This window comes from Streptomyces antioxidans (assembly GCF_000968685.2).
GTDB lineage: Bacteria > Actinomycetota > Actinomycetes > Streptomycetales > Streptomycetaceae > Streptomyces > Streptomyces antioxidans.
Map to the genome: position 1 here is coordinate 1 of NZ_LAKD02000002.1, position 21,825 is coordinate 21,825.

Annotated in this window: 16 protein-coding genes and 1 pseudogene; 11 read left to right on the forward strand and 6 right to left on the reverse strand. The window is 66.2% G+C overall.

Annotated elements, in window-relative coordinates:
* The 3 genes from VT50_RS38220 to VT50_RS41240 form a co-directional block, all read right to left on the reverse strand.
* A partial coding sequence (locus tag VT50_RS38220) for a TfuA-like protein (RefSeq protein ID WP_107424709.1) occupies positions 1 to 1,124 on the reverse strand: 1,124 nt, incomplete at its 3' end.
* Positions 1,121 to 2,281, reverse strand: coding sequence for a YcaO-like family protein (locus VT50_RS01880; RefSeq protein ID WP_046090867.1), 1,161 nt, complete (start codon positions 2,279 to 2,281; stop codon positions 1,121 to 1,123). The genes VT50_RS01880 and VT50_RS38220, both read right to left, overlap by 4 nt.
* A gap of 1,542 nt (positions 2,282 to 3,823) precedes the next feature.
* Positions 3,824 to 4,099 (reverse strand): HAD hydrolase-like protein, encoded by a 276-nt coding sequence (locus VT50_RS41240; protein ID WP_420822164.1) that lies wholly within the window; start codon positions 4,097 to 4,099, stop codon positions 3,824 to 3,826.
* A gap of 939 nt (positions 4,100 to 5,038) precedes the next feature.
* Here VT50_RS41240 and VT50_RS01895 point away from each other — a divergent pair.
* Positions 5,039 to 6,310: an MFS transporter gene (locus tag VT50_RS01895; protein WP_158083177.1), complete on the forward strand. Its 1,272-nt coding sequence runs from the start codon at positions 5,039 to 5,041 to the stop codon at positions 6,308 to 6,310.
* 435 nt (positions 6,311 to 6,745) lie between these two features.
* On the opposite strand, the gene VT50_RS01900 is transcribed toward VT50_RS01895, so the two are convergent.
* Positions 6,746 to 7,102, reverse strand: coding sequence for a WDGH domain-containing protein (locus tag VT50_RS01900; protein WP_046084958.1), 357 nt, complete (start codon positions 7,100 to 7,102; stop codon positions 6,746 to 6,748).
* Between the two features lie 400 nt (positions 7,103 to 7,502).
* On the opposite strand from VT50_RS01900, the gene VT50_RS01905 reads away from it, so the two are divergent.
* Positions 7,503 to 8,066 (forward strand): GrpB family protein, encoded by a 564-nt coding sequence (locus tag VT50_RS01905; RefSeq protein WP_046084957.1) that lies wholly within the window; start codon positions 7,503 to 7,505, stop codon positions 8,064 to 8,066.
* A 634-nt stretch (positions 8,067 to 8,700) separates the two neighbouring features.
* A pseudogene (locus VT50_RS01915) lies at positions 8,701 to 9,045 on the forward strand (transposase); the annotation flags it as partial.
* On the opposite strand, the gene VT50_RS01920 reads toward VT50_RS01915, so the two are convergent.
* A complete protein-coding gene (locus VT50_RS01920; protein ID WP_063893199.1) occupies positions 9,006 to 10,238 on the reverse strand; it encodes an alpha-hydroxy-acid oxidizing protein in 1,233 nt (410 codons plus the stop codon). The pseudogene VT50_RS01915 and the gene VT50_RS01920 sit on opposite strands and share 40 nt — an antisense overlap.
* Positions 10,239 to 10,252: 14 nt before the next feature.
* Complete coding sequence (locus VT50_RS01925; protein WP_167396577.1) at positions 10,253 to 10,900, reverse strand: TetR/AcrR family transcriptional regulator; 648 nt, start codon at positions 10,898 to 10,900, stop codon at positions 10,253 to 10,255.
* 319 nt (positions 10,901 to 11,219) lie between these two features.
* Between VT50_RS01925 and VT50_RS01930 the strand changes: the two genes are divergently transcribed.
* From VT50_RS01930 to VT50_RS01965, 8 genes are all read left to right on the forward strand, one after another.
* Positions 11,220 to 12,041 carry a class II aldolase/adducin family protein gene (locus VT50_RS01930; protein WP_046084955.1) on the forward strand — a complete coding sequence of 274 codons (822 nt, stop codon included), beginning with the start codon at positions 11,220 to 11,222 and terminating at the stop codon, positions 12,039 to 12,041.
* 133 nt (positions 12,042 to 12,174) lie between these two features.
* Positions 12,175 to 13,668 carry an MFS transporter gene (locus VT50_RS01935; protein WP_046084954.1) on the forward strand — a complete coding sequence of 498 codons (1,494 nt, stop codon included), beginning with the start codon at positions 12,175 to 12,177 and terminating at the stop codon, positions 13,666 to 13,668.
* Positions 13,669 to 13,745: 77 nt separating this feature from the next.
* A complete protein-coding gene (locus VT50_RS01940) occupies positions 13,746 to 14,837 on the forward strand; it encodes a mandelate racemase/muconate lactonizing enzyme family protein (protein WP_053048455.1) in 1,092 nt (363 codons plus the stop codon).
* A 96-nt stretch (positions 14,838 to 14,933) separates the two neighbouring features.
* Positions 14,934 to 15,791 carry a fumarylacetoacetate hydrolase family protein gene (locus VT50_RS01945; protein ID WP_167396578.1) on the forward strand — a complete coding sequence of 286 codons (858 nt, stop codon included), beginning with the start codon at positions 14,934 to 14,936 and terminating at the stop codon, positions 15,789 to 15,791.
* Between the two features lie 137 nt (positions 15,792 to 15,928).
* On the forward strand, positions 15,929 to 17,446 hold the full coding sequence (locus VT50_RS01950) for a long-chain-fatty-acid--CoA ligase (RefSeq protein WP_046084953.1): 1,518 nt from the start codon (positions 15,929 to 15,931) through the stop codon (positions 17,444 to 17,446).
* 2 nt (positions 17,447 to 17,448) lie between these two features.
* Positions 17,449 to 19,188: a CocE/NonD family hydrolase gene (locus VT50_RS01955; RefSeq protein ID WP_046084952.1), complete on the forward strand. Its 1,740-nt coding sequence runs from the start codon at positions 17,449 to 17,451 to the stop codon at positions 19,186 to 19,188.
* Positions 19,189 to 19,720: 532 nt separating this feature from the next.
* Complete coding sequence (locus VT50_RS01960) at positions 19,721 to 21,232, forward strand: amidase (protein WP_240529008.1); 1,512 nt, start codon at positions 19,721 to 19,723, stop codon at positions 21,230 to 21,232.
* A gap of 13 nt (positions 21,233 to 21,245) precedes the next feature.
* Positions 21,246 to 21,683, forward strand: coding sequence for an HIT family protein (locus VT50_RS01965; protein ID WP_046084951.1), 438 nt, complete (start codon positions 21,246 to 21,248; stop codon positions 21,681 to 21,683).
* Positions 21,684 to 21,825: the final 142 nt, after the last annotated feature.

Consider the following 21,825-nt stretch of genomic DNA (forward strand, 5'->3'; position numbering starts at 1 on the left):
GCTCCGGTGCTGTCGATTTGGGGATTGAGGAGGTACGCGGCGTGCGCTTGGTTGGTGAGCCGGGGGTCGTCGGCGCCGCCGAGACGGATTGAGCGGACCAGCAGCCGCAGCATTTGCTCATCAGCTTCCGGCATCGCCGTCTCGGTAGGGGTGAGCCAGTAGCCGAGTTGGTGCGGCCGCAGCGTTTCCAGCGTCACTCCGCGGGCCCGCGCCGCTTCGATCGCGCGGGACTCTACGTGCCGTTGGTGTCCGGTGCTGTCGTCGTCAGCGCAGTGTTCGTCAGCGATCCAGGCCAGCACGAAGCGGCGCCAGCGGTTGGCGAAGCCGGGGTCGTACAGCTGCTGGTGCTGGAGTTCAGCCGTGAACGGTACCGGGCCGATCTCCGGGCTCCGGGGGCGAAAGCGCCATACCCAGTGGTGCAGCCGCGGTGTGAACCACGCCGCTTCCGCCAATGCCCTGGTGTCCGACGGTGCCAGGCGCCCCTCGGCTACCGCCGTGAGCGCCGTCAGTGCGTCGGCGTGCTTCAGCCCCGCACTCTCGGAGAGTGGGCCGTCTGGCCCGGTCCACCAGGCCCTGGCCGAAGCCGAGAGACAAGTCTCCTCCTCCGCTGCCTTCCTGAGTGCGCCCCTGCTCCGTTGCATGTAGTGGATCGACCGCGCCAGGCGGAGCAGGCTGTCCGACTCGGAAGTGCTCAATGCCCCGGCCTGTACGGCCTCGTCGAGCTTCGCACGCACATCGACGAGAGCGACCGACAGCGGATGGCCGTCCGGAGTGTGTGCAACGCCAACCTCGTCGTCCGCATCGATCACACCGGAGCGGTACATCTCGAAGACACGGCCGATGCCGTGCATTCCGTACGGATGCAGCTCCGCGGCACGCAGCGCGCCCATACTCGCCGCACCTGCGACGGTGACGCCCTGCGCGAGCAGCCACAGGATCTCCTTGTGCCGCACGGGAGGGACGGTGTGGAAAACGCCGTCGATGAGGAGGACGACGTCACCGGCGCGGTAGTCGAGGGCCAGCAAGTCGCCGTGCCGCACCGGAGGGTGCGAGCAGAAGTCACCCAGGATCTCGGTGACTTCGCGGGCCGTGACGCTCGGTCCGTGGAAGACGTGCACGGTCATCGAACGCCCCCTTTCGTCAACTGCCGTGATGCATCGGGCTGTTCGTCATGCAGCATCCCTGGGGCGACCACCCTCACCACGGCGAACTCCTCGCGCTCAGCTAGTACGACACGCATGGGCGCGCTTCCGGTCACCTCGTGGACCCGGCCGGCCAGCCAGTCGGCTTCGGCGACGTCCGTCTCGAAGGGGCGATCGGGATAGCCGGAGAGCACGTCGGCCCAGGCCACGGCTTGGTCGGGTAGTTCGGGGCGGGAGAAGTGCCCAGGACGGTACCTGGCAGAGGCGATGTCGTCGCGAGCGCCGGAAATCTGGGTGAGCCGCGACTGCGCGGCCTCAGTGATCGCGCGGGACAGAGCGACGGCCGGGTCGCCGTGCGCACCGGTACCGTGCATCACCGAGGACGCCAGGTCCTCGTGCCAGAGGCGAGCGCTCATGCACGGCACATGAGTCCGGCCCGGGATGTCCTCAAGCTCCAGGAATCCGCCGGCGCTGGAGATCCGGGAGATCAGATCGGCGCAGTGCTCGTCGTCGACGGATGCCGGATCGATACATCGACGTTCCTGTACGGGCATCTCAGCTTGAACGGTGACGCTGTCCCGTTCGATGACTTCGTACAGGGCATGCACCGTTGCTTCCGCGAGCGTGTTCCCCGAGGCCAGACCGTTGGACGTGTTGGTGAGACCGGGAACCTGCCAGGAGTCCGGCATCTCCCCCAGGGCCACAGCGCCACGGGGTACGGGCACCGTTTGGCCAGACGGGAGGAGCTGCGCGTCAATCCAGTCCAGCCGTGTGTGCTCGGAGATAAGACTCCCCGCGGGCCACCTCAACTCGGTGACGTCGTAGGGCAGACGAAGACCGGACGCCGCGACACCGGAGAGTGTGGGAGGCGGAACCGCGTTCTCCGCATGCCACAGCTCAATAGCCTCCATGGCAGCGGAGAGACTGGCCAGCAGCTTGCTGGCGCCCTTGCCCTGGGACACCGACAGTGTGGTGGCCAGCGGCCGCACTGACATCACCACAGGGATGCCGAGCGTATCCAGGCCCGTCACGTCGGCGAGCCGCGTGATGCCGTACTCACCAAGGAGCGGCAGCAGTGCAGCCTCGGTCTCCTCCGGCGCGCGAACCCGGTGAGTTCCGGTGAAGAACACCTTCTGCACGCATCGACCCCCTGCTCTGTCATGTAATCCCGTGTTGTCATTAACACCGCAGGCCATTTATTCGGACAGGTCTGGCGGCCGGCGGCTTGCTGCGCATGATTCGTCAACTGGTCAGAAACACAGTCGGGTTTGTAGCTTCAAGAGTCGCCGAGACGGGCGTTCGGCCTCATAGGCCAATAGCCTCAATCCGACTTTTTGCTCGCGGCAAGATAAAGCTCTCGCGGGCGTGGCGGCGGCTGTGCGCCGCCGCCACGCCGTGCACGAAGGAACCCCAACAACGATGAGACCGCTATCAGGACCCAAGCGTGCTCAGGACCGAAGGGGTCAGCGGTCGACCAGCGTGAATCCTCCCACTGTGCCATCGGCCGCGCTGTAGGGAGTGGTCTCGGTGTCAGTGAAGAGGTCGTCAAGCTCGGCGTTCTCAGCGGCGGTCAGATCGATCATCACTTATCTCCCGTTGCGTCTTAGCTACGTGACATTCCGAGGAAGTGCTTGCATGCGCAAGACATCCCGGAGATGTCCTTGCCCGCAAAACCCTAGGCGAAACCGCTGATGGGACGTCAAGTCCCTTGCAGTTCCGTGTCATTGGGCGAACCAATGTCCAACGCGCACACACTTTATCCACAGTGTGTTTTGGGTTAAAGAAACGCTAGGGGTGGATTGATTGTCACTCTGGTCGAATACGGGCAAGATCGCCCACCGCTACGGGTGCAGAATCATGAGAGCGGGGGGATGTCCCATTAGGGAGTTCTGTTGCGAAAAGACGGGTAATCGTGCGCGGTTCGTGCTCGCGCCGTGATGCCCGCAATGCAAACTTGAGTGGCAATATTGAGCGACTTGCACGAACTTCGAATGAGCCGTCATGACATGCCGGTCTGTCCGCGCGTTTCGCTCTTACGTATTGGAAACAGAGAACGTGAAGTGCGGAAACTCCACGCTGCTGGCGGTGCCTCAATAGGCGACCCGCTGTGGAACCAGCCAGAATCCATCAGGAATAACCCCCGCGCCCTGTGCACAGTGATCCGAGGGTCGTTGCCATGCTGAAGCCACGGGTGGACGTTCCCCTCCCCCCACCAGCACGCACCCTGATATTGGCCCAGTTGATCACCGCGACGGGCAAGGATGCCTCCATGACGTGCGCGGTGCTGTACTTCGCTCGAATTGTGGGCTTATCCCCGACCCAACCACGATCTTCTTGCTGACCGGAATCTCGTTTTTTGTCTGCGGGTGTGGCCGAGGGGGCTCAGCGGCTGATCGACGCCATGAACGCGGTGGAAGCGATGGCCGACCTGCAGGAGAGCGCGAGAGCGATCAGCGAGGTGCTGGCCCGTCGGGCCAACCGTGGTGGGGAATGGCGCAAGATGTGCCGCCAAGTGGTGCTGGATCTGCGGGCGCGGGAGCCAGCCGTCTCGTACAGGAAGATCGCCGCGCTGCTGTCCTGGCGCAACGACACCGGCCCCGCTCGCTCCCGACCGGCGCCGCCTCTGATCCGCGAGCCCCCTCTGGCCTTCGGGCCGGAGGGCCCTCTTCGTCTGTGCGTACTCAGCCGGTCAGGAGCCTCAGCATCCGATCCGTGTCAGCTAGGTCGTTAACCACCTCTGCGGCTCCTGCGGCTCGCAGCTCATCGGGGGTCGTACGCCCGGTCGCGACGGCCACCACGCGGACGCCCGCCGCCAAGCCGCCCCGCACATCGGAAGGCGTATCCCCGACGAGCACGGCCGACTCCTGCGTCGATGAGCGGCAGCAGTGCAGCCATGGTCTCCTCCGGCGCGAACCCGGTGAGTTCCGGTGAAGAACACCCTCTGCACGGCTGCGCATGATTCGTCAACTGGTCAGAAACTCAGTCGGGTTTGTAGCTTCAAGAGTCGCCGAGATGGGCGTTCGGCCTCATGGGTCAATAGCCTCAATCCGACTTTTTGCTCGCGGCAAGATAAAGCTCTCGCGGGCGTGGCGGCGACTGTGCGCCGCCGCCACGCCGTGCACGAAGGAACCCCAACAGCGACGAGACCGCTATTAGGGCGCGAGCGTGCTCCGGATAGAAGGGCTATCAGCAGCCGACTGGCGTAAGTCCCTCTACGCCATCGGCCGCGCTGTAGGGAGTGGGCTCGGTGTCAGTGAAGAGGTCGTCAAGCTCGGCGTTCTCAGCGGCGGTCAGATCGATCATCACTTATCTCCCGTTGCGTCGTGAGCGACGTGACATTCCGGAGACGTGCCTGCATGTGCAAGACATCCCGGAGATGCCCTTGCGCCAGCAACCCTAGGCAGGGCAGCTGAAGTGGCGTCAAGTCGTAAGGCCAGGATTTCTCCTCCCCCCGTCAGGTTTCAGGACAGACGCCCCCGTACGTTTCGATAGGTACCTGGTTTCACCAGCATCGCCTTTACCCTCATCTGCTACCGATATCGGGCCAATTGAGCGACCTGCAAGACCGGCTTCGCCATTGCATGCGCACCAAAGATGTCCAATGCGCACACACTTTGCCCATTTTGCCCACAGTGTGTCCCAGATCACAAGAGCATCAGGGAACGATCGATTGCCACCCTGGTCGAATGCAGGCAAGGTCGTCCACCGCTACGGGTGAGGAATGCATGAGGGCGGGGGATGCTCTATCAGGGAGTTTCGTTGCGAAAAGACGTGTAATCGTGTGCAGTTCGTGCTCACGTCGGGGATAAGCCCCGCACCCTGTGCATAGTGATTTGGGGGTCGTTGCCATGCTGAAGCCATGGGTGGACCTACCCCCGCCAGCACGCACCCTGATATTGGCGCAGCTGATCACCGCGACGGGCAAGGGTGCCTTCATGACGTGCGCGGTGCTGTACTTCACTCGAATCGTGGGCTTCTCCCCGACCCAACTCGGCATGGGGCTCAGTGTCGCCGGAATCGCAGGCGTGGTTGCCGGTGTCCCATTCGGGCATATGGCAGACCAACGTGGCGCGCGCAGAGTGTCGGCACTACTGGTCGTATTGACCGGAGCTGTGACCGTCGCGTACGTCTTCATCGACTCATACCGGCTCTTCATAGTGCTGGCATGCGCCTACATGCTCTTTGATCGTGGTGGTCAGGCTGCTCGCCAGTCGCTGATGACGGCAGTTCTCAAGGACCGGGATCTCGTGATGGCCCGTGCTCAGTTGCGGGTCACCATCAACATCGGCGTCTCCATAGGTGCAGCGTTCGGTGCCGTCGCGTTACAGCTAGACAGCCGGGCGGCGTACATCACGATCTTCTTGCTGACCGGAATCTCGTTTTTTGTCTGCGCCGCATTCATCACACGCTTGCCTCGGGCCGAGCCAGCACCCACCCGACAATCAGGCGAGCCGAGGTTCGCCGTGCTGCGAGACCGCCCTTATGCGTTGGTATCACTTATCAATATGTTCCTCGTGACACACGCACCACTGTTGGATGTGATCCTGCCCCTGTGGATTGCGCTGCATACCGGTGCTCCGCGGTCCCTCGCTGCGACGCTGATCGTCCTGAACACCCTGACCGCCGTAGCGCTTCAAATAAGAATCAGCAGACGTATAGACACCCTCGCAGGTGCTCTGCGCGCCTTCCGCATGGCAGGACTGGGACTCGCGGCAGCCTGCGTACTCTTCGCTCTCTCATCGGGAAGAGGGACCTGGTCGGCAATCGCCGTGCTCATCCCAGCGGCAGCGCTGCACGTATATGGCGAGATGACGCAGTCCGCCGCATCCTGGGTCGTGTCCTACGAACTGGCACCTGACACCCAGCAGGGGCAGTACCAGGGCCTTTTCAACACCGGCATGGCCGTCAATCAGACGCTTGCCCCAACGGCACTGACCTTCCTCTTGATCGGATGGGGCGTACCGGGCTGGCTGATCCTCAGCTGCGTGTTCCTCCTGGCAGGCTGGGCCATGTCGCCCGTAGTTCGTTGGGCCGTGCGCTCACGCCCCGCGACCGACCCCGGTCTGGCGGCCGGAACGAACGGGCATGTGCGGCGAGGGGCGGAGTGGGCTCCTGGCCCACAAGCCACTCGCCAGGATGCTGGAGGTGCTGGGCGTTCCGCGGGCTGAGTAACGGGCCGCGGAAGCGACTGCGCAGGAGATCGCAGTGTCCGACGCCGTGGTGCTGCTCACCGACCAGGCGGAATTCGACTACGAGGCGGTGCTGCAGCATGCGCCCTCCCCATAGTCAACTCGGGCACCGGGCCGGTATCGCGAGGTTCTTACGGGTCCGCTTGTCCCGCTATCAATTGGGGTTCCGCCCCTACCAACGCAGTCCGCGACTTCTATTCTTCGAAGAGGTTCCTTCACGTTGGCCAAGGCGCCGCAGGGAATGCTGCGGCAGTTTTCCGAGATCACCCAGCTCACTGTCCACCACCACGCAGGCAGCGGAGAGGCGGAGATCAGCATCAAGCTGCAGCCGTCCATGTGGGAGGTCGGCGAAGGCGGCGCCGGGGATGCCCTCCGCGACTCATGCCGAAAGCGGACTGCCCTATCGGCGCAGCGTCAACTCGCCGCGCTCGTAGATCCATCCCCGCTGAGGAGGGTGCGCAGCCGGCGAGCTACGTCGGTGGTGCTGTGCCCGTCCCACACGGGCGCCGTCTCTACCTCGGGCACGTCACCGAACAACGACCAGCTATTGGCTCGGTAGTGATTGCTGACCTGCCCCGTGGGGAGCTGCGCCACGACTATGAACCAGCCGCCCCCGAAGCATGGTTCACCGTCGTGGTGCTTCCATGAGCGGACGACGGGATACTTGGCGGCCAGCCACGCCCGGACTGCGTGTGCGTGGTAGAGCAGCCTGAATTCGTACAGCTCGTCGAAGGTGTGGAACCCGTCGGAGACGCTGCCGGTGTCGGTCATCACTGGCTCCAGATTGTGTAGAGCCCATGGCGCGGGCTTCGCCGCTGACACGCGGCGGGTCCTGCCCACCTTGCCGGGCACCTCGACAGCCTGGCCGGGCCGAAATGGTCAGCCCGAAAATGTAACTAAGGCCAGACTTCATTGCAAGCGTTGTCTGCCGAGAGCCGCTCGAGTGAGGACCCGGGATAGCGGCGGCAGACTTAGGGACCGCTCCCAGATCGGGTTCTTGCGCGGTAGAATCGACCTTTTCTGGGTCGAGTAGGAACGCGTCGCCGCTCTCGGCGCGACGCAGGTCCCGATCCGCCGAGCGCGCGTGACGACGGCGAGGCTCGACGAAGCCGCCAACCGCAGCCCCGTCGATCGAGCTGGTGAACTGGCGCGAGACGTAAAGGACGTGTTGGTGATGAACAGCAGCAAGCCTCGTCGGCCGGACGTCACGACGGTCGAGATCATCGGTGGTCCAGAAGCGCTCGAGGTCGGCCTTGGCAGCTATGACGCCCGGTGGGCGGAGGTCTACCTGCATCACCGGCGTCGGATCCTTGACGCGTTGGCGGCAGTGGACGTCGATATCGAGCACATTGGATCGACTTCGGTTCCAGGCCTTGCCGCCAAACCGATTGTTGACATCGTCGTCGCGGTGGCCGACATCACAGCGGAGGAGGACTACCTCGACGCGCTGTTGGCCGCAGGTTACGAACTGCGGGTTCGCGAGCCAGGACATCGGCTCGTGCGTACGCCGACTCGCGACGTTCACGTGCACGTATATGAACGAGGGGACGCAGCGGTGCACGAGTACCTTCTCTTCCGTGACCACTTGCGCACCAATGCGGACGATCGCGCCCTGTACGAGAGTGTCAAACGAGCTCTGCTCAGCCAGCAGTGGAACGACATGAACGACTACGCCGACGCCAAGAACGACGTCATCCTCGCGATCAAGACTCGAGCCAGGGCAGCTCGCCAATGACGCTGGATGGTGTCACGGGTTCGTGATCTGTGAATCCGTTCGACTGGCGACGCCTACGTCACCGGCGCAGAACAGCCAGCAGAACAGTCATGAGTCACGAACTGCCACCGTCGCCGGGATCCACTGAGGTTTTCGGGTTGTCGTTGGTGGTGACGGTTGATGATCCCGAACCTTCGGGGAGCGCGTCGTCCGGGCAGCCGCAGCGGGCGCCCGGGGGTTCGCTCCCACAGTTCCTCCGCCACGGTCCATGGTGACGCCCCCACGAGCCAGACAACGCTCAGCTCGGCTACCCGACAGGTTCACCAGCAGCACGCTGTTTCATCGCGTTAGCCGTAGAACCGGCCCGGGCCTGTCATTTCGCGGTCTGGGCCAGGCGGTACGCCTTCGAGGTCGGTTTCTCGAGGAGGGCGCCGACACGGGCCTGGCAATAGCGTTCGGCGATCGTCAGGAGCATGTCGGCAAGCTGCGGGAGAGCAGCACGCCGATCCACGTCCAGGCGGGCTTCCTTTGAGCGGAGTGCGGCGACGACCTGCCGGGCGTGCTCGTCGAGAGCTTTGCGGCGGTGCGAGAAGCGGGGCACGCCGCTCCGCGGCCGGTACGCAGTGCGTAGGCCGCGGGCGACAGCGCCGAGCCCGACGTCACCCAGCTCCTGCCGCTGGTCGATGGCCTGCTGCCGGTGCGGGGCAAGCGGGGCCGGCCCCGCCGCAAACCGCGAGCGGTCTACGCCGATCGCGGGTACGACCACGACATCTATCGCCGACGGCTCCGCGAACGGCGCATCACTCCGCGGATTGCGCGTCGCGGACAGACCCACGGGTCAGGGCTGGGCCGCATCCGCTGGGTCGCCGAATCCGCCATCGCCCATCTCCACGGCCCGCGTCGTTTACGCATGCGCTGGGAGGGCCGGGACGACATGCACGACGCGTTTCTCCAACTCGCTCAGTGCATGGTCCTCGCCCGCAGACTCCCAGCTTTCTGAAAGCACTCCTCAGCGGAAGCCTTCCTGTCCCAGCCTCGGACGAGCACGTCCGGGGTGAGCTCTGCGATGCTGGCGTAGCCGTTCAGGCCCATGGTCAGGTCTGCTTCTGCGAGCAGGCAGGAGAGGACGAACTCGATGCCGGCCTGGCCTCCGATCGCGGCGCCGTAACCGTAGGGGCGGCCGATGCCGACGGCGGTGGCACCCAGCGCGAGGGCCTTGACGATGTCAGGGCCTGAGCGAAGGCCGGAGTCGAAGATCACCGGCATGGCGTCGGCGGCCTCGACGACCGCGGGCAGCAGGTCGAGGGCGGGGGCGGTGGCGGCCTGCCGGCCGCCGTGGTTGGAGCAGTAGATGGCGTCGACGCCACCGTCACGAGCGCGGCGTACGTCGTCGGGATGGCAGATGCCCTTGAGTAGGAGCGGGAGGTCGGTGAGGCTGCGCAGCCAGGTGAGGTCGTCCCAGGTCAGGGTGGGATTGCCGAAGGTCGTCGCCCAGTGCATGGTTGCGGCTTCTGGATCCTCCTCGGGCGGGGCGGCAAGCCGTGAGCGGAAGACCGGGTCGCTGAAGTAGTTGGCCAGGCAGTATCCCCGCAGTTGCGGGAATGTCGCGTGCCGCAGGTCGCGGGGCCGGTAGCCCAGGGTCCAGGTGTCGAGGGTGACCACGATGCCGCTGAAGCCGGCGGCATCGGCGCGGCGCACGAGGCTTTCCGCGAGGTCGCGGTCGTTGGGTGTGTAGAGCTGAAAGAATCCGGGAGTGTCACCGAGTGCGGCGGCGACGTCCTCCAGTGGGTCCTGCATGAGGGTTGAGGCCACCATCGGCACACCGGAGGTCGCCGAGGCAGCGGCGGTTGCGAGGTCGCCGTGCTCGTCGTCGGTCATCACGCCGATGACGCCGATCGGTGACATCAGCAGCGGGGTGGGGAGCCGGTGGCCGAACAGCTCGACCGACAGGTCGCGCTCGGCTGCGCCGGCGAGCATGCGCGGCATGATCCCCCACTGCTCGAAAGCGGTGACGTTGGCGCGCTGGGTGTGCTCATCACCGGCCCCACCCGCGACGTAGTCGAACAGTCGGTGTTCCAGCTTCTCCCGCGCAGCCGCTTCCAGGCCCGCGAAAGTCACCGGGTACGGCGGCGGGTTGTCGCCCCCGAGCCCCGTGAAGTAGAGCCCGATATTGAAGTCCGCGTAATTGGCCATCTCGTCTCTCGCTCCTACTGGCGGTCGGTCCTCTGGGAATCGCTTGAGGGGTCGGAGGAGGCCCGCGAGAATGCGTCGAGAACTGACGGCAGCATCAACCGCTCCATGAGCCGGGCATCGAGGCTTCCCGGCTCCACGAACGCCTGGGCGTTGCCGCCTTCACGCAAGGCGACCGCGAAGCGGCCCACCAGAGCGGGATCAATGACGAACTCGCGGCCGGCCATCGCCAGTAGTTCGGTGAAGATCCGCCCGATCTCCTGACGGACCTCCTCGTCCTTGCGGGCCAGGGCGGCCGCCGCCGCGGGGTTGCGGATCGCATACAGGGTGAACTCTGTCGAGATGAGGAACCACTGCCGATCGTTGTCGGACTGGCGGCTCGCGAGGCTGGCGAAGTGCTGGAGCGGATCGCTCGCTCCAGAAGCCTGCTCCAGAGCGGTCCGCAACCGTGTGAGCGTCACATCGGCATGCGCCTCGAACATTGCGAAGAAGAGCTCGTCCTTGCTTGCGAAGTTGGAGTAGAACGCGCCGCGTGTGAAGCCGCCCCGCTCGCAGATCATTCCGATACTGGCCCCGTTGAAGCCACGCTCGGCGAAGACCTCGGCGGCGCTCTCCAGCAGCCGGGCGGTCGTCACGGCACGCTGGCCGGTCGATCCTCGTGGCACTGCTCCTCCATGCTCGTCCCTGCAAGATACATGAGTGTATCCGAAAACCTCCAGTCAGTGTGCGTCGATGGCGACGCTTCTCGCCAGAGCTGCTGGTGTGGCGTGAGTGGTGCGCTCACCGGCCGAGCGATGGAACCCCCGGACCGCTATGGGTCGTTCCCTCTCCCTGGCCTTCCCTCGCAGGTAGGGGGTCCATGCGCCCGCCGATCACGCCACCCTCGTCGTTCCCGGGTGGACCGCACCGCTTGACACGTCGGCCGGATAGGCCGGAGTATCGGCCCTATCGAATACAGGTCTGTATTTTATAGAAGGAGTAGTGATGACGAGCACAGTCACGCCCGACGTCCTGGAGATGGTCCGCGCCAGCATCGGGCCCGCTCCCGACGACTTCGAACTGCCGCTGCCTCCGGTCAACCTCACCGTCGAGGAGGAGCGGGAGCACCGCAAGCGTGAGCTCGCGGCCGCGTTCCGGGTCTTCGGCAGGCTCGGTTTCTCCGAGGGGGTGGCCGGCCACATCACCGCCCGCGATCCGGAACACGCCGACACCTTCTGGGTCAACCCGTTCGGCATGAGCTTCAACCAGATCAAGGTGTCGGACCTGATCCATGTCGACCACGTCGGCAACCTGCTCCATGGCAAGCGACCGGTGAACCGGGCGGCGTTCTGTATCCACTCCGAGGTTCACAAGGCCCGGCCGGACACGGTCGCCGCCGCCCACGCCCACTCACCGCACGGCAAGGCCTTTGCCGCGCTCGGCATCCCGCTCGCGCCGATCACGCAAGACGCGTGCGCGTTCTACGAAGATCAGGGGCTCTACTCCGACTTCCGCGGCGTCGTGAACGACATCGAGGAGGGCCGGCGGATCGGTGTCGCGCTCGGCGGTGCGAAGGCGGTCATCCTCCAGAACCACGGTCTCCTCACCGTGGGGCAGTCCGTCGCGGCCGCCGCGTGGTGGTTCATCACCATGGAGCGCTCCTGCCAGACCCAACTACTGGCGATGGCTGCCGGCACGCCGACCCTCGTCGACCACGACACGGCGGTGGACGTGCGGAATCAGACGGGGAATCCGGTCGCCGGCTGGTTCCAGTTCCAGCCTCTGTGGGACCAGATCGTCGCGGACTCTCCCGATCTGTTCGACTGACCTCCGCACACCCGTGGTGACCGTGGTCAGCGTCGCCCGCGCAGCTTTCGCAGAACTCGCGTGATTCCCGCCATGCAGCTGAGTGCTGACGCTATGCCCGGCGTGGTCCGCAGATCGAAAGGTTCCCCTCCCGATGGCAGCCGACACGCACTCAGCCGCCGCTCCACCGCCGGGCCTGGTTGTCTCGCGACTGGCGAAGGTGATCGGACTCCTCGTCTTCACCGAACTCGTCTACGGCATCATGCGCGGCTTCTACAGCCCGATCATCACCGATGTCGCCGACCACCTCGGTATCTCCGATGGCGAGTTCAACTGGTTCGAGACCATCCAGCACGGCATGGCAGCACTCATGGTGCTCGCTTTCTCCCGACTCGGCGACGTCCGAGGGCACAAGCAGGTGCTGATCTGGACGACGTCTCTCACGGCGGTGGGGTCGTGGATTCTGGTGTTCGCCCCGTCGTTTACCACCTTTCTCATCGGCTACGCGCTGCAGGGGGCATGTGCTGTCTGGCTCCCGATCGAGATCGCGATCATCTATCGACGGACAGCGGGGTCCGAGGACCAACACCGCCTGAGCCGACACGCGGCAGGATTTCTTGTCGGTGCGTTCTACATCTCGATCATCGCCGGGTCCGTCTCCAGCGGCGCCCTGGCGGGCGCGGTGCCGCTCCCGGTGTTGCTGTCGATCCCAGCCGTCCTGACCACCGCCTGCATCATCGTGGTCCGGTTCGGCATCGAGAGTGACGGGCCGACTGCCTCTGCGGCGCGTCCGGACTGGGTGGGGCTCGGGCTGCTGGCGGCCTCGCTTGCCTCGTTCCTGGCCGGCATGGTGCTTCTGCATCTCCAGGGTGCGACGAGTCCACTCGCCTGGCTGCTCGTCATCGTTTGCCTGCTCATCCAGATCCCGTTCGTACGCTACGAAGCGCGCCAGCGTGAACCCGTGATCGACGTGCGGCTTTTGAGGATCCGCGCGCAGTGGCCCGTGCAGTTGGCGGCGCTCTTGTTCGGCATCGCGGTTCTCGGCGCCGAGATCCCGCTCGTCACCTTCGCCCGCACGGACCCCGACGTCACAGGCTATGGATTGGGCGCCGGCGCACAGTTCGTGTCCGTCGCGATCGGAACTCACGTCATCTTCATCGCGATCGGTGCGGTCGTCTTCCCGTTTGTCGCGGGTCTGCTCGGAGCACGCCGGGCGGTGGTGTCCGCGGCATTCGTCGGCTCGGCCGGATTTGGCCTCTGGCTGCCCTTCCATGATTCGCCCGGTCAAGCGGTGGTCAACCTGGTTGTCACCGGTCTGGGTTCGGGAGCCGTCATGGCTGCCTTTCCCGTTCTGGCAGCGGCGGCGGCGCCATCGGATCGAACCGGATTCGCAACGGGAATGACCAATGCGGCCAAGACCATCGGCGGCACCATCGCGACAGCTGTCTTCGCCATCGTGCTGTCCGCGACCGGTTCGCTGGGAGGGCTGGACGAGGGATACGCCCCCCTTTCGGGATACCTCACCGTGTGGACGACCTGTGGAGCAGCCGCACTCCTTGCCGGACTCACGCTGTTACTGCTTCCGCGGTCGATCGGCGACGAGCCCGCGACGACGGACTCAGCTGTGTCGCAGTCGGGAGGTCACTGAATCCTCCGGTCCGCCGACGGCAGTCCGTGACAGCAGCTCCCAGCAAGGCACCCCGCCTTCCGACGAAAGGACCCCACGTGGCCGTCATCACCCAGGCCGAGGTGCACCACCTCGCCGTCCCGCAGCCGCACCCCATTCGGAGCAGCTACGGGTCCGCCCTCGATGTCCTCGGTGTGGTGGTGGTGCGGGTCACGGACACCGACGGCAGGGTGGGGGAGGGGTGGACCACGGTCATCGGCGGCGGCGGCGCCTCCGTGGCGTCCTTCCTCAGCACCGAACTGGTTCCGCTCGTGATCGGGACAGACCCGGCACGCGTCCGCGACCTGTGGCAACGCATGTTCATGCACTCGCTGAGCCGGGGCCGCAAGGGCGTGGCCATGTACGCCATCTCGGCGGTCGACATCGCGGTGTGGGACCTGCGCGCGAGGACGGCGAACCAGCCGCTCCACGCCCATCTCGGCAGTGTGGCCCCCGAGGTTCCCGTCTACGGAGACGGCTGCTGGGTCTCGATGTCACACGACGAGCTACGGGCGGCCGCCGAGGACTACGCCGCCCGCGACTTCTGGGGCGTCAAGCTGAAGGTCGGAGCAGACCTCGACGACGCGGTCCGACGGGTCGAGATCGTGCGCGACGCGGTCGGCCCGTCCGGTCGCGTCATGGTCGACGCGAACCAGCGCTATGACCTGCTCACCACCCGTCGTTTCGCCGCCGCGATCACCGACCTGGACATCACCTGGCTCGAGGAGCCGATCCTCGCAGACTCCATCCACGACTACGGTCGGCTGCACGGCACGATAGGGGTGCCGATCGCCGCCGGTGAGAACGAGTACTCGCGTTACGGATTCCGAGAGCTGCTGGAGCACGGAGCCGTCGACATCCTGCAACCCGATGCCCATCGGATGGGCGGGGTCACGGAGTTCATGCGCGTCCTCGCGCTCGCCGACACCTGGAACATCCCCGTGGCTCCCCACACCTCATGGGAACTGCACAGTCAGTTGGTGTGCTGTGGAACCACAGCCCTGGTAGTCGAATACTACGACTGGCTGCCAGAAGACTTCTTCGCGGTCCGTCCGCAGGTCACGAACGGTTTCGTGGCGGTGACTCAGGTGCCAGGAACAGGTGTCTCGATCGATCCCGCCTCGTTCGAAAAATACCAGGTCGCGCAATAGCCGCTGCGGACGCCGCGCGCGACCCCCGACGTCAACTCCGGCTCCGGCACCGGCACCGGCTCGAGAACGTTGCGACATTCCAGGAAGGCACCTCACATGGGCATACGGCTGGTCGGTTTGCGCGAGGCCGGCGGGAACACCGTCGTCGCGAGGCTCGCCGAGGATGGCGCCGGGGTCGCGCCGATCTGCGGGCTGGAAGAGTTCTGGGCCGATCCCCACCATGCGGTGACGCTGCCACCGAGCGGACCTTCGCTGGCCGCGACCGATGTCGACCTGGTGCCGCCCGTGCTTCCCGACGCGCGCGTGATCTGCGTCGGCTTGAACTACCTGGCGCATCTGGCCGAGGGAACGTACGCAGCAGACGGGATCCCTCCCCATCCCACGCTGTTCGCTCGCTGGCCGGCCTCACTTGCGGTGGACGGGGCGGAGATCCCGATTCCCCCCGATGAAGACGGTCTGGACTGGGAGGGGGAGGTCGTCGCCTACGTCGGCGCGACCCTCACCGACGCGACGCCGGAAGAGGCACTCGGCGCGGTGGTGGGCTACTCGACGTTCAACGACGTCACCGCGCGCAGAGCGCAGAAGCTGACCTCGCAGTGGACCCTGGGGAAGAACGCCGACCGTTCCGGACCGCTCGGGCCACTGGTACCCGCCACCGAGGTGGGCGACCTCCGCCACGGGCTCACCATCCGGACGCGGGTCAACGGTGAGGTGGTGCAGGAGGGCAGCACCGACCAGATGGTCTACACCGTCGGTGACACTCTCGCGCTGATCAGCCGCACGTTCGCCCTCCGCGCGGGCGACCTGCTCGCCACCGGAACCCCTTCAGGGGTCGGCTACGCGCGTACGCCGCCCTGGCTGATGCGGCCCGGCGACGTCGTCGAGGTCGAGGTCGAGCGTCTCGGCACCTTGCGCAACACCGTGGTGGCCCGTCCCGGCCGGGTCGCACAGTGACCGGGCCGCTGGACGGCCCCATCACCGGAGCGCATATGGAGCGCGTTTCGTGAGTCGGCAACGCGTACTCGAGCCGCCTTGGTGCCGGACAGTCCGCTCCGCATCGAGTGAGTCGCCTCATCGAAAGGGAAACGGCCATGACTGGATGTCACCTCGCCGGCCTGCTGGAGAACTCGGCCGGTATGTATCCGGAGCGCACCGCAATCGTGTTCAGCGACACCAGATTGACCTACGCCCAGGTGGACAGGGCGGCGAACCAGGTGGCGAACCTGCTGGTCGAGTACGGCGTGAAGCCCGGCGACAAGGTTGCGCTCTCGTGTCCGAACCTGCCCCTCTTCCCGATCGTCTACTTCGGCATTCTGAAAGCCGGCGCGACTGTCGTGCCGCTCAACGTGCTGTTGAAGGCGCGCGAGGTGGCCTACCACCTCAATGATTCCGCCGCTGTCGCCTACTTCGCCTTCGAGGGCACGGCGGAACTCCCCACAGGCGACACGGCACGCCAAGCGGTCGACGGGACTGATGTCGCTCTCGTGGTCTTCGGGAGCGGGCCGGCGCCGTGGTCGCAGCAGTCGCCCGCCTTCGAGAGAGTCGAGCGCCACGACGACGACACCGCGGTGATTCTCTACACCTCGGGAACGACGGGTCAGCCCAAGGGCGCCGAGCTGCGCCACCGCAACATGCACTTCACCGCGCTGTCGGGTAAGGGCATGTACGGCGCGGACGCAGAAAGACCCGACACGTACCTGTGCGCACTGCCACTGTTCCATGCCTTCGGCCAGACGGTGATCCAGAACGCCGCGTTCGCCTTCGGCGGCACTGTGGTGATGCTGCCGCGGTTCGAGGCCGCATCCGCGCTCGCCACGATGGTTCGCGAGAAGGTCACGTTCTTCGCAGGTGTTCCCACCATGTACTGGGGTCTGCTCGGCGCGCTGACCCCCGACGTCCCGGTCGCCGAGATCGCCGCCCACCTCCGCGTCGCCGCCGCGGGTGGCTCAGCACTACCTGCCCAGGTGCACACGGACTTCCAGAATCGCTTCGGCGTCACCATCCTCGAGGGATACGGGCTGTCGGAGACCTCTGCCATCTCGTCATTCAGCGTCTATGGGGAAGACCCACGCGTCGGCTCCATCGGCAAGCCGATAGCAGGCGTCGAGATGAAACTCATCAACGACGACTGGAGCGACGTACCCACGGGCGACCCCGAGATGATCGGCGAGATCGCGATCAAGGGCCCCCAGATCATGAAGTGCTACCACGGCCGGCACGAGGCCACGGCCGAGGCGATCAAGGACGGCTGGTTCCGCTCCGGCGATCTGGCCAGGAAGGACGGCGACGACTACTTCGTCATCGTCGACCGGTCCAAGGACATGATCATTCGTGGCGGATACAACGTCTATCCCCGCGAACTCGAAGAGGTGCTGATGACGCATCCTGCGATCTCGCTCGTCGCGGTGGTCGGCGTCCCGCACGTCTCCCACGGCGAGGAGATCAAGGCCGTCGTCGTGGCCGAGCCAGGCGCTCAGCTCACCGCGGACGAGCTCATCGCCTGGGGCAGGGAACATTTCGCCGCGTACAAGTACCCGCGCCTCGTGGAGTTCCGCGATGCGCTGCCCATGACGTCCACCGGAAAAATACTCAAGAGAGAGCTGAGCTGACGATGGCACACCTGCGAGACCAACCCGCCGGGGTCGACGGGATCACGATCGACTGGGACGCCCCGATCCGCGTCAGTGACGGCACGGTCCTGCGTGCAGACGTGTTCCGTCCGACGGAGCCGGGCGACTATCCCGTGATCCTGGCGATGGGCCCCTACGGAAAGGGCCTGCACCTGGCCGACGGCTACCCGGCCAACTGGCGGCGCATGCACGAGGCGTACCCGGAGGTGGCGCACGGGTCGACGGGTCGCTACCAGAACTGGGAGATGGCGGACCCCGAGAAGTGGGTCCCCGACGGATATGTGTGTGTCCGCGTCGACTCCCGGGGCAGCGGACGGTCCCCGGGCTTCTTGGACGTCTTGACCGCGCTCCAGGCTCGTGACCTGTACGAGTGCATCGAGTGGGCCGGGCAGCAGGAGTGGAGCAACGGGAAGGTCGGCCTCCTCGGTATCTCCTACTTCGCGGCCAACCAGTGGCAGGTGGCCGCCCTGCGGCCACCCCATCTCGCGGCGATCTGTGTGTGGGAGGGCTTCGCCGACCACTACCGCGAGGGTGCGCGCCATGGCGGGATCGCGTGCGAGTTCGTCAAGGGAGCACAGGCACGCCAGATGTTCACCGTCCAGTACGGCATGGGCAGCCGGGGACCGACCGACCGCAACACCGGCCGTCCCGTCGCTGGTGACGTCGATCTCGATGACGACGTCCTGCGGCAGAACCGGCGCGACCTCTACGCGGAGCTCCTTGCGCGCCCGGTGAACGGAGAGTTCTATCAGGAGCGCTCCGCCGATCTGTCCCGGATCGAGGTGCCCTTGCTGTCGGCCGGCAACTGGGGCGGGATGGGACTGCACACGCGCGGAAACGTAGAGGGGTTCCTGGCGGCCGGATCCGAGCTCAAGTGGCTCGAGATGCACGGGGACACCCACTTCAATCCGTTCTACAACGATCGCGGGCTCGGGCTGCAGAAGCAGTTCTTCGGCACATTCTTGAAGGGGGAACAGAACGGCTGGCTGGATCGGCCGCCCGTCGAGCTTCTCGTGCGCCATCCAGGAGAGAGGTTCGAACCGCGATTCGAGCAGGAGTGGCCGATCGCACGGACCGAGTGGACCGAATTCCATCTGTGTCCGGAGACCATGGAGCTGCGCACCTCGCCGGGCGCCTCGGGCACCTTGAGCTACCAGCCGGAACACGAAGACCTGCGCTTCAGGCTCCCGCCTGCCGGCCACGACCGAGAGTTCACCGGTCCAGCCGCGGCGAAACTGCGGATCTCGTCCGCCACGGCCGACGCCGATCTCTTCTTGAGCCTGAGGCTCTACGACCCGCAGGGCACCGAGGTCACGTTCATCGGGTCCAACGATCCGAAGGTGCCGATCGCGTTGGGCTGGCTCCGCGCCTCCCACCGGCGACTCGACACCGACAGGTCCGAGCCCTATCGACCGGTGCACAGCCACGACTCCATCGAGTTGCTCGTCCCCGGCGAGCCCGTCGACGTCGACATCGAGATCTGGCCGACGAGCATCGTGGTCCCGGCCGGCTACGTCCTCGAGCTGGGCATCGGTGGTCGCGACTACAGCAACCAAGGCACCGAAATCGAGAACGCGATGTATCCGACGACGGGCGTCGGTCCCTTCATCCACACCGACCCGGAGGATCGTCCGGCAGAGATCTTCGGCGGCGCGGTCACCCTGCACTTCGGTCCCGATGTGACGTCGTACCTGCTGCTCCCGGCGATCCCGGCTCCGTGAGCAGTCGCTAGGCGGATCTGCGCGCACAGCGGATGGCGGCTGTAAGGAAGTGACGAGGTGGACAGCTTCCGCTGGCGACGCGGATCCGTGGGCCCTGTGGGTCCGGGGACCAGCCAACGGTAAACGGGTACCTCGGCGACGCCGCCGCGGAGGTACCCGTTGTTGTGAACCGCCCGGCGTACCGGGTGGCGCGGGTGGGGGTCGTCGGACGCCGGTGTCCGAGGTCCATGACGACGTCAACTCGGCATCGCAAGAAGGCGGACGGGCCTACGCCGGCCGGCAGCCGGACACCCCTTCTGCCTCCGATCCCGGTATCCATGAGCTTGAGTGTGCCGTTGCGGCACAGTGTTGACTCAGGTCAGGGCTGATCAACATCGCTACGCAGTGTCTGACGCGGTCGTGACCGGCCGGCCGAGACCCACGCGAGGCCGTGGCCCGGACGCCGATGACGTGGCCGGGACGCCGATGACCGAGGCGTGACGCCGGACATGCCGCGGACCGGCCCCCTTATCGCTCTGATGGGAACACTCGTATGGGTATTACTTGGGAAGAGTACCGGGAGCACGACGCCGTCGGGCTGGCCGAGCTGGTGAAGTCCGGGGCGGTGAGCCCGGTTGAACTGCTCCAGGCGGCGATTGACCGTGCCGATGCCGTCGAACCGACGATCAACGCGATCCGCCACCGACTCGACGACGACGCCCGTGCCCGCGCTCGCGGCCCGCTGTCCGGGCCGTTCGCCGGCGTCCCGTTCCTGATCAAAGACTTGGGCCAGCATCTCGCCGGGGTTCCGACCGGCAGTGGGAATCGATCGCTGGCACGCTTCGCGCGCCCGGAGACGTCCACGGTGGTACAGCGTTGGCTCGACGCCGGTCTGGTCGTCTTCGGCCGTACCGCGACCCCGGAGTTCGGCGCTCGCGCGATAACCGAGCCGGTCGCGGGGGGCCCGACCCGCAACCCCTGGGACCCGTCGCGGACGCCCGGTGGCAGCTCCGGCGGGTCCGCGGCGGCCGTCGCGGCCGGGGTCGTCCCGGTCGCGGGCGGGAACGACGGCGGGGGCTCCATCCGGATTCCGGCTGCGGCCTGTGGGCTGTTCGGGCTCAAGCCGGGGCGTGGCGTCGTCCCGTCCGGGCCGGACGTCGACGAGGTCTTCCACGGCGCCGCGGTGCAGGGCGTGCTGTCGCGTACGGTCCGTGACTCCGCCGCGATGCTCGACGTGCTGGCCGGCTCCGTACCGGAGGGCCCGTACCGGGTGGCTCCGGCGGAGCGTCCGTACGCCGACGCCGTCGTCGACGGCCCGCGCCCGCTGCGGATCGGGCTGAGCACGGTGTCCTCGCTCGGCGGACCGGTTGATCCGCAGGCCGCCGCCGCGGTTCTGGACGCGGGGGAGCTGCTCACCGCACTCGGACACGTCGTGGAGGAGGCCGCCCCGGCCATCGACGGGCAGCGCCTGGCCACCGACTTCCTCACGACCTGGTACGCGATGGTCGCCGCCGAGGTCGCCGCTGCACGGGAGTTCACCGGTTGTGCCGAGGACGACTTCGAGATCGAGACCCGGATCATGGCCGCGATCGGCCGGAGCCTTCCGGCGCCGAGATATCTGGCCACGCAGTCCCGCTGGCACCAGCACACCCGGGCGCTGGCCGCGTTCCACGAGCGCTACGACATGCTGCTCACCCCGACCACGGCCCGGCCGGCGTGGCCCATCGGCGAGTTCGATCTCGCCCTGCCGGTCCGGCTCGCCGCACGGGGGCTGCTGGCCGCCCGGATCGGCGGTGTGCTGGGCCGGATGAACCTCGTCGAGAAACTGGCCGCCGCGAACCTCGAGCCGGCGCCCTTCACCCAGCTGGCGAACGTGACCGGGCGTCCGGCGTCGTCGGTGCCGCTGTGTCGGACCACGAGTGGGCTGCCGCTCGGCGTCCAGTTCGTCGGGCGCCCGGGTTCGGAGCCCGAGCTGCTGGCACTGGCCGCGCAGCTGGAGCGAGCGCGGCCGTGGGCGCATCTCCGGCCGTCATTGCCCGAGCAATATGGACGCTCCTTTATGTAAAAGGATGTTACGTATGACCACTTTGTTCTCGCGTATTATCGCTGGCGAGCTGCCCGGGCGCTTCGTCTGGCAGGATCCGGAGATCGTCGCGTTTCTGTCCATCGCTCCGTTGCGGCCTGGTCACACTCTTGTTGTGCCGCGGCGTGAGATCGACCGGTGGACGGACGCTGACGGGGCCCTCCTGGCGCGTTGCTTCGAGGTGGCCCAGGCCATTGGGCAAGGGGTGCAGCGGGCTTGGAACGCTCCGCGCGCCGGCCTGGTCATCGCAGGCTTTGAGGTGCCGCATTTGCATATACATGTCGCTCCCGTCTGGGACATGTCCGACTTTGATTTCAGCAAGGCCAAGCAGGAGGAGGATCAGTCAGCCTTGGATGAAGCCGCAGCAAAGCTCCGTGCCGCCCTGCTGGAACTCGGTTTTGAACAGGCAGGGGACTTCCGCCCCGGAGCGTGAACCGGAACTCGTGCGAGCTCCCAGACCGCTGGCGAAGATCTGCTCGGCGTGGTTGTTGAGCCCGTAGCCGCTGGTGAGGGCAACCGCCGTGAACAGCCCGGCCTGCTCCGTCTCGGCCGCGAAGTGGCGGCCGAGACGGTAC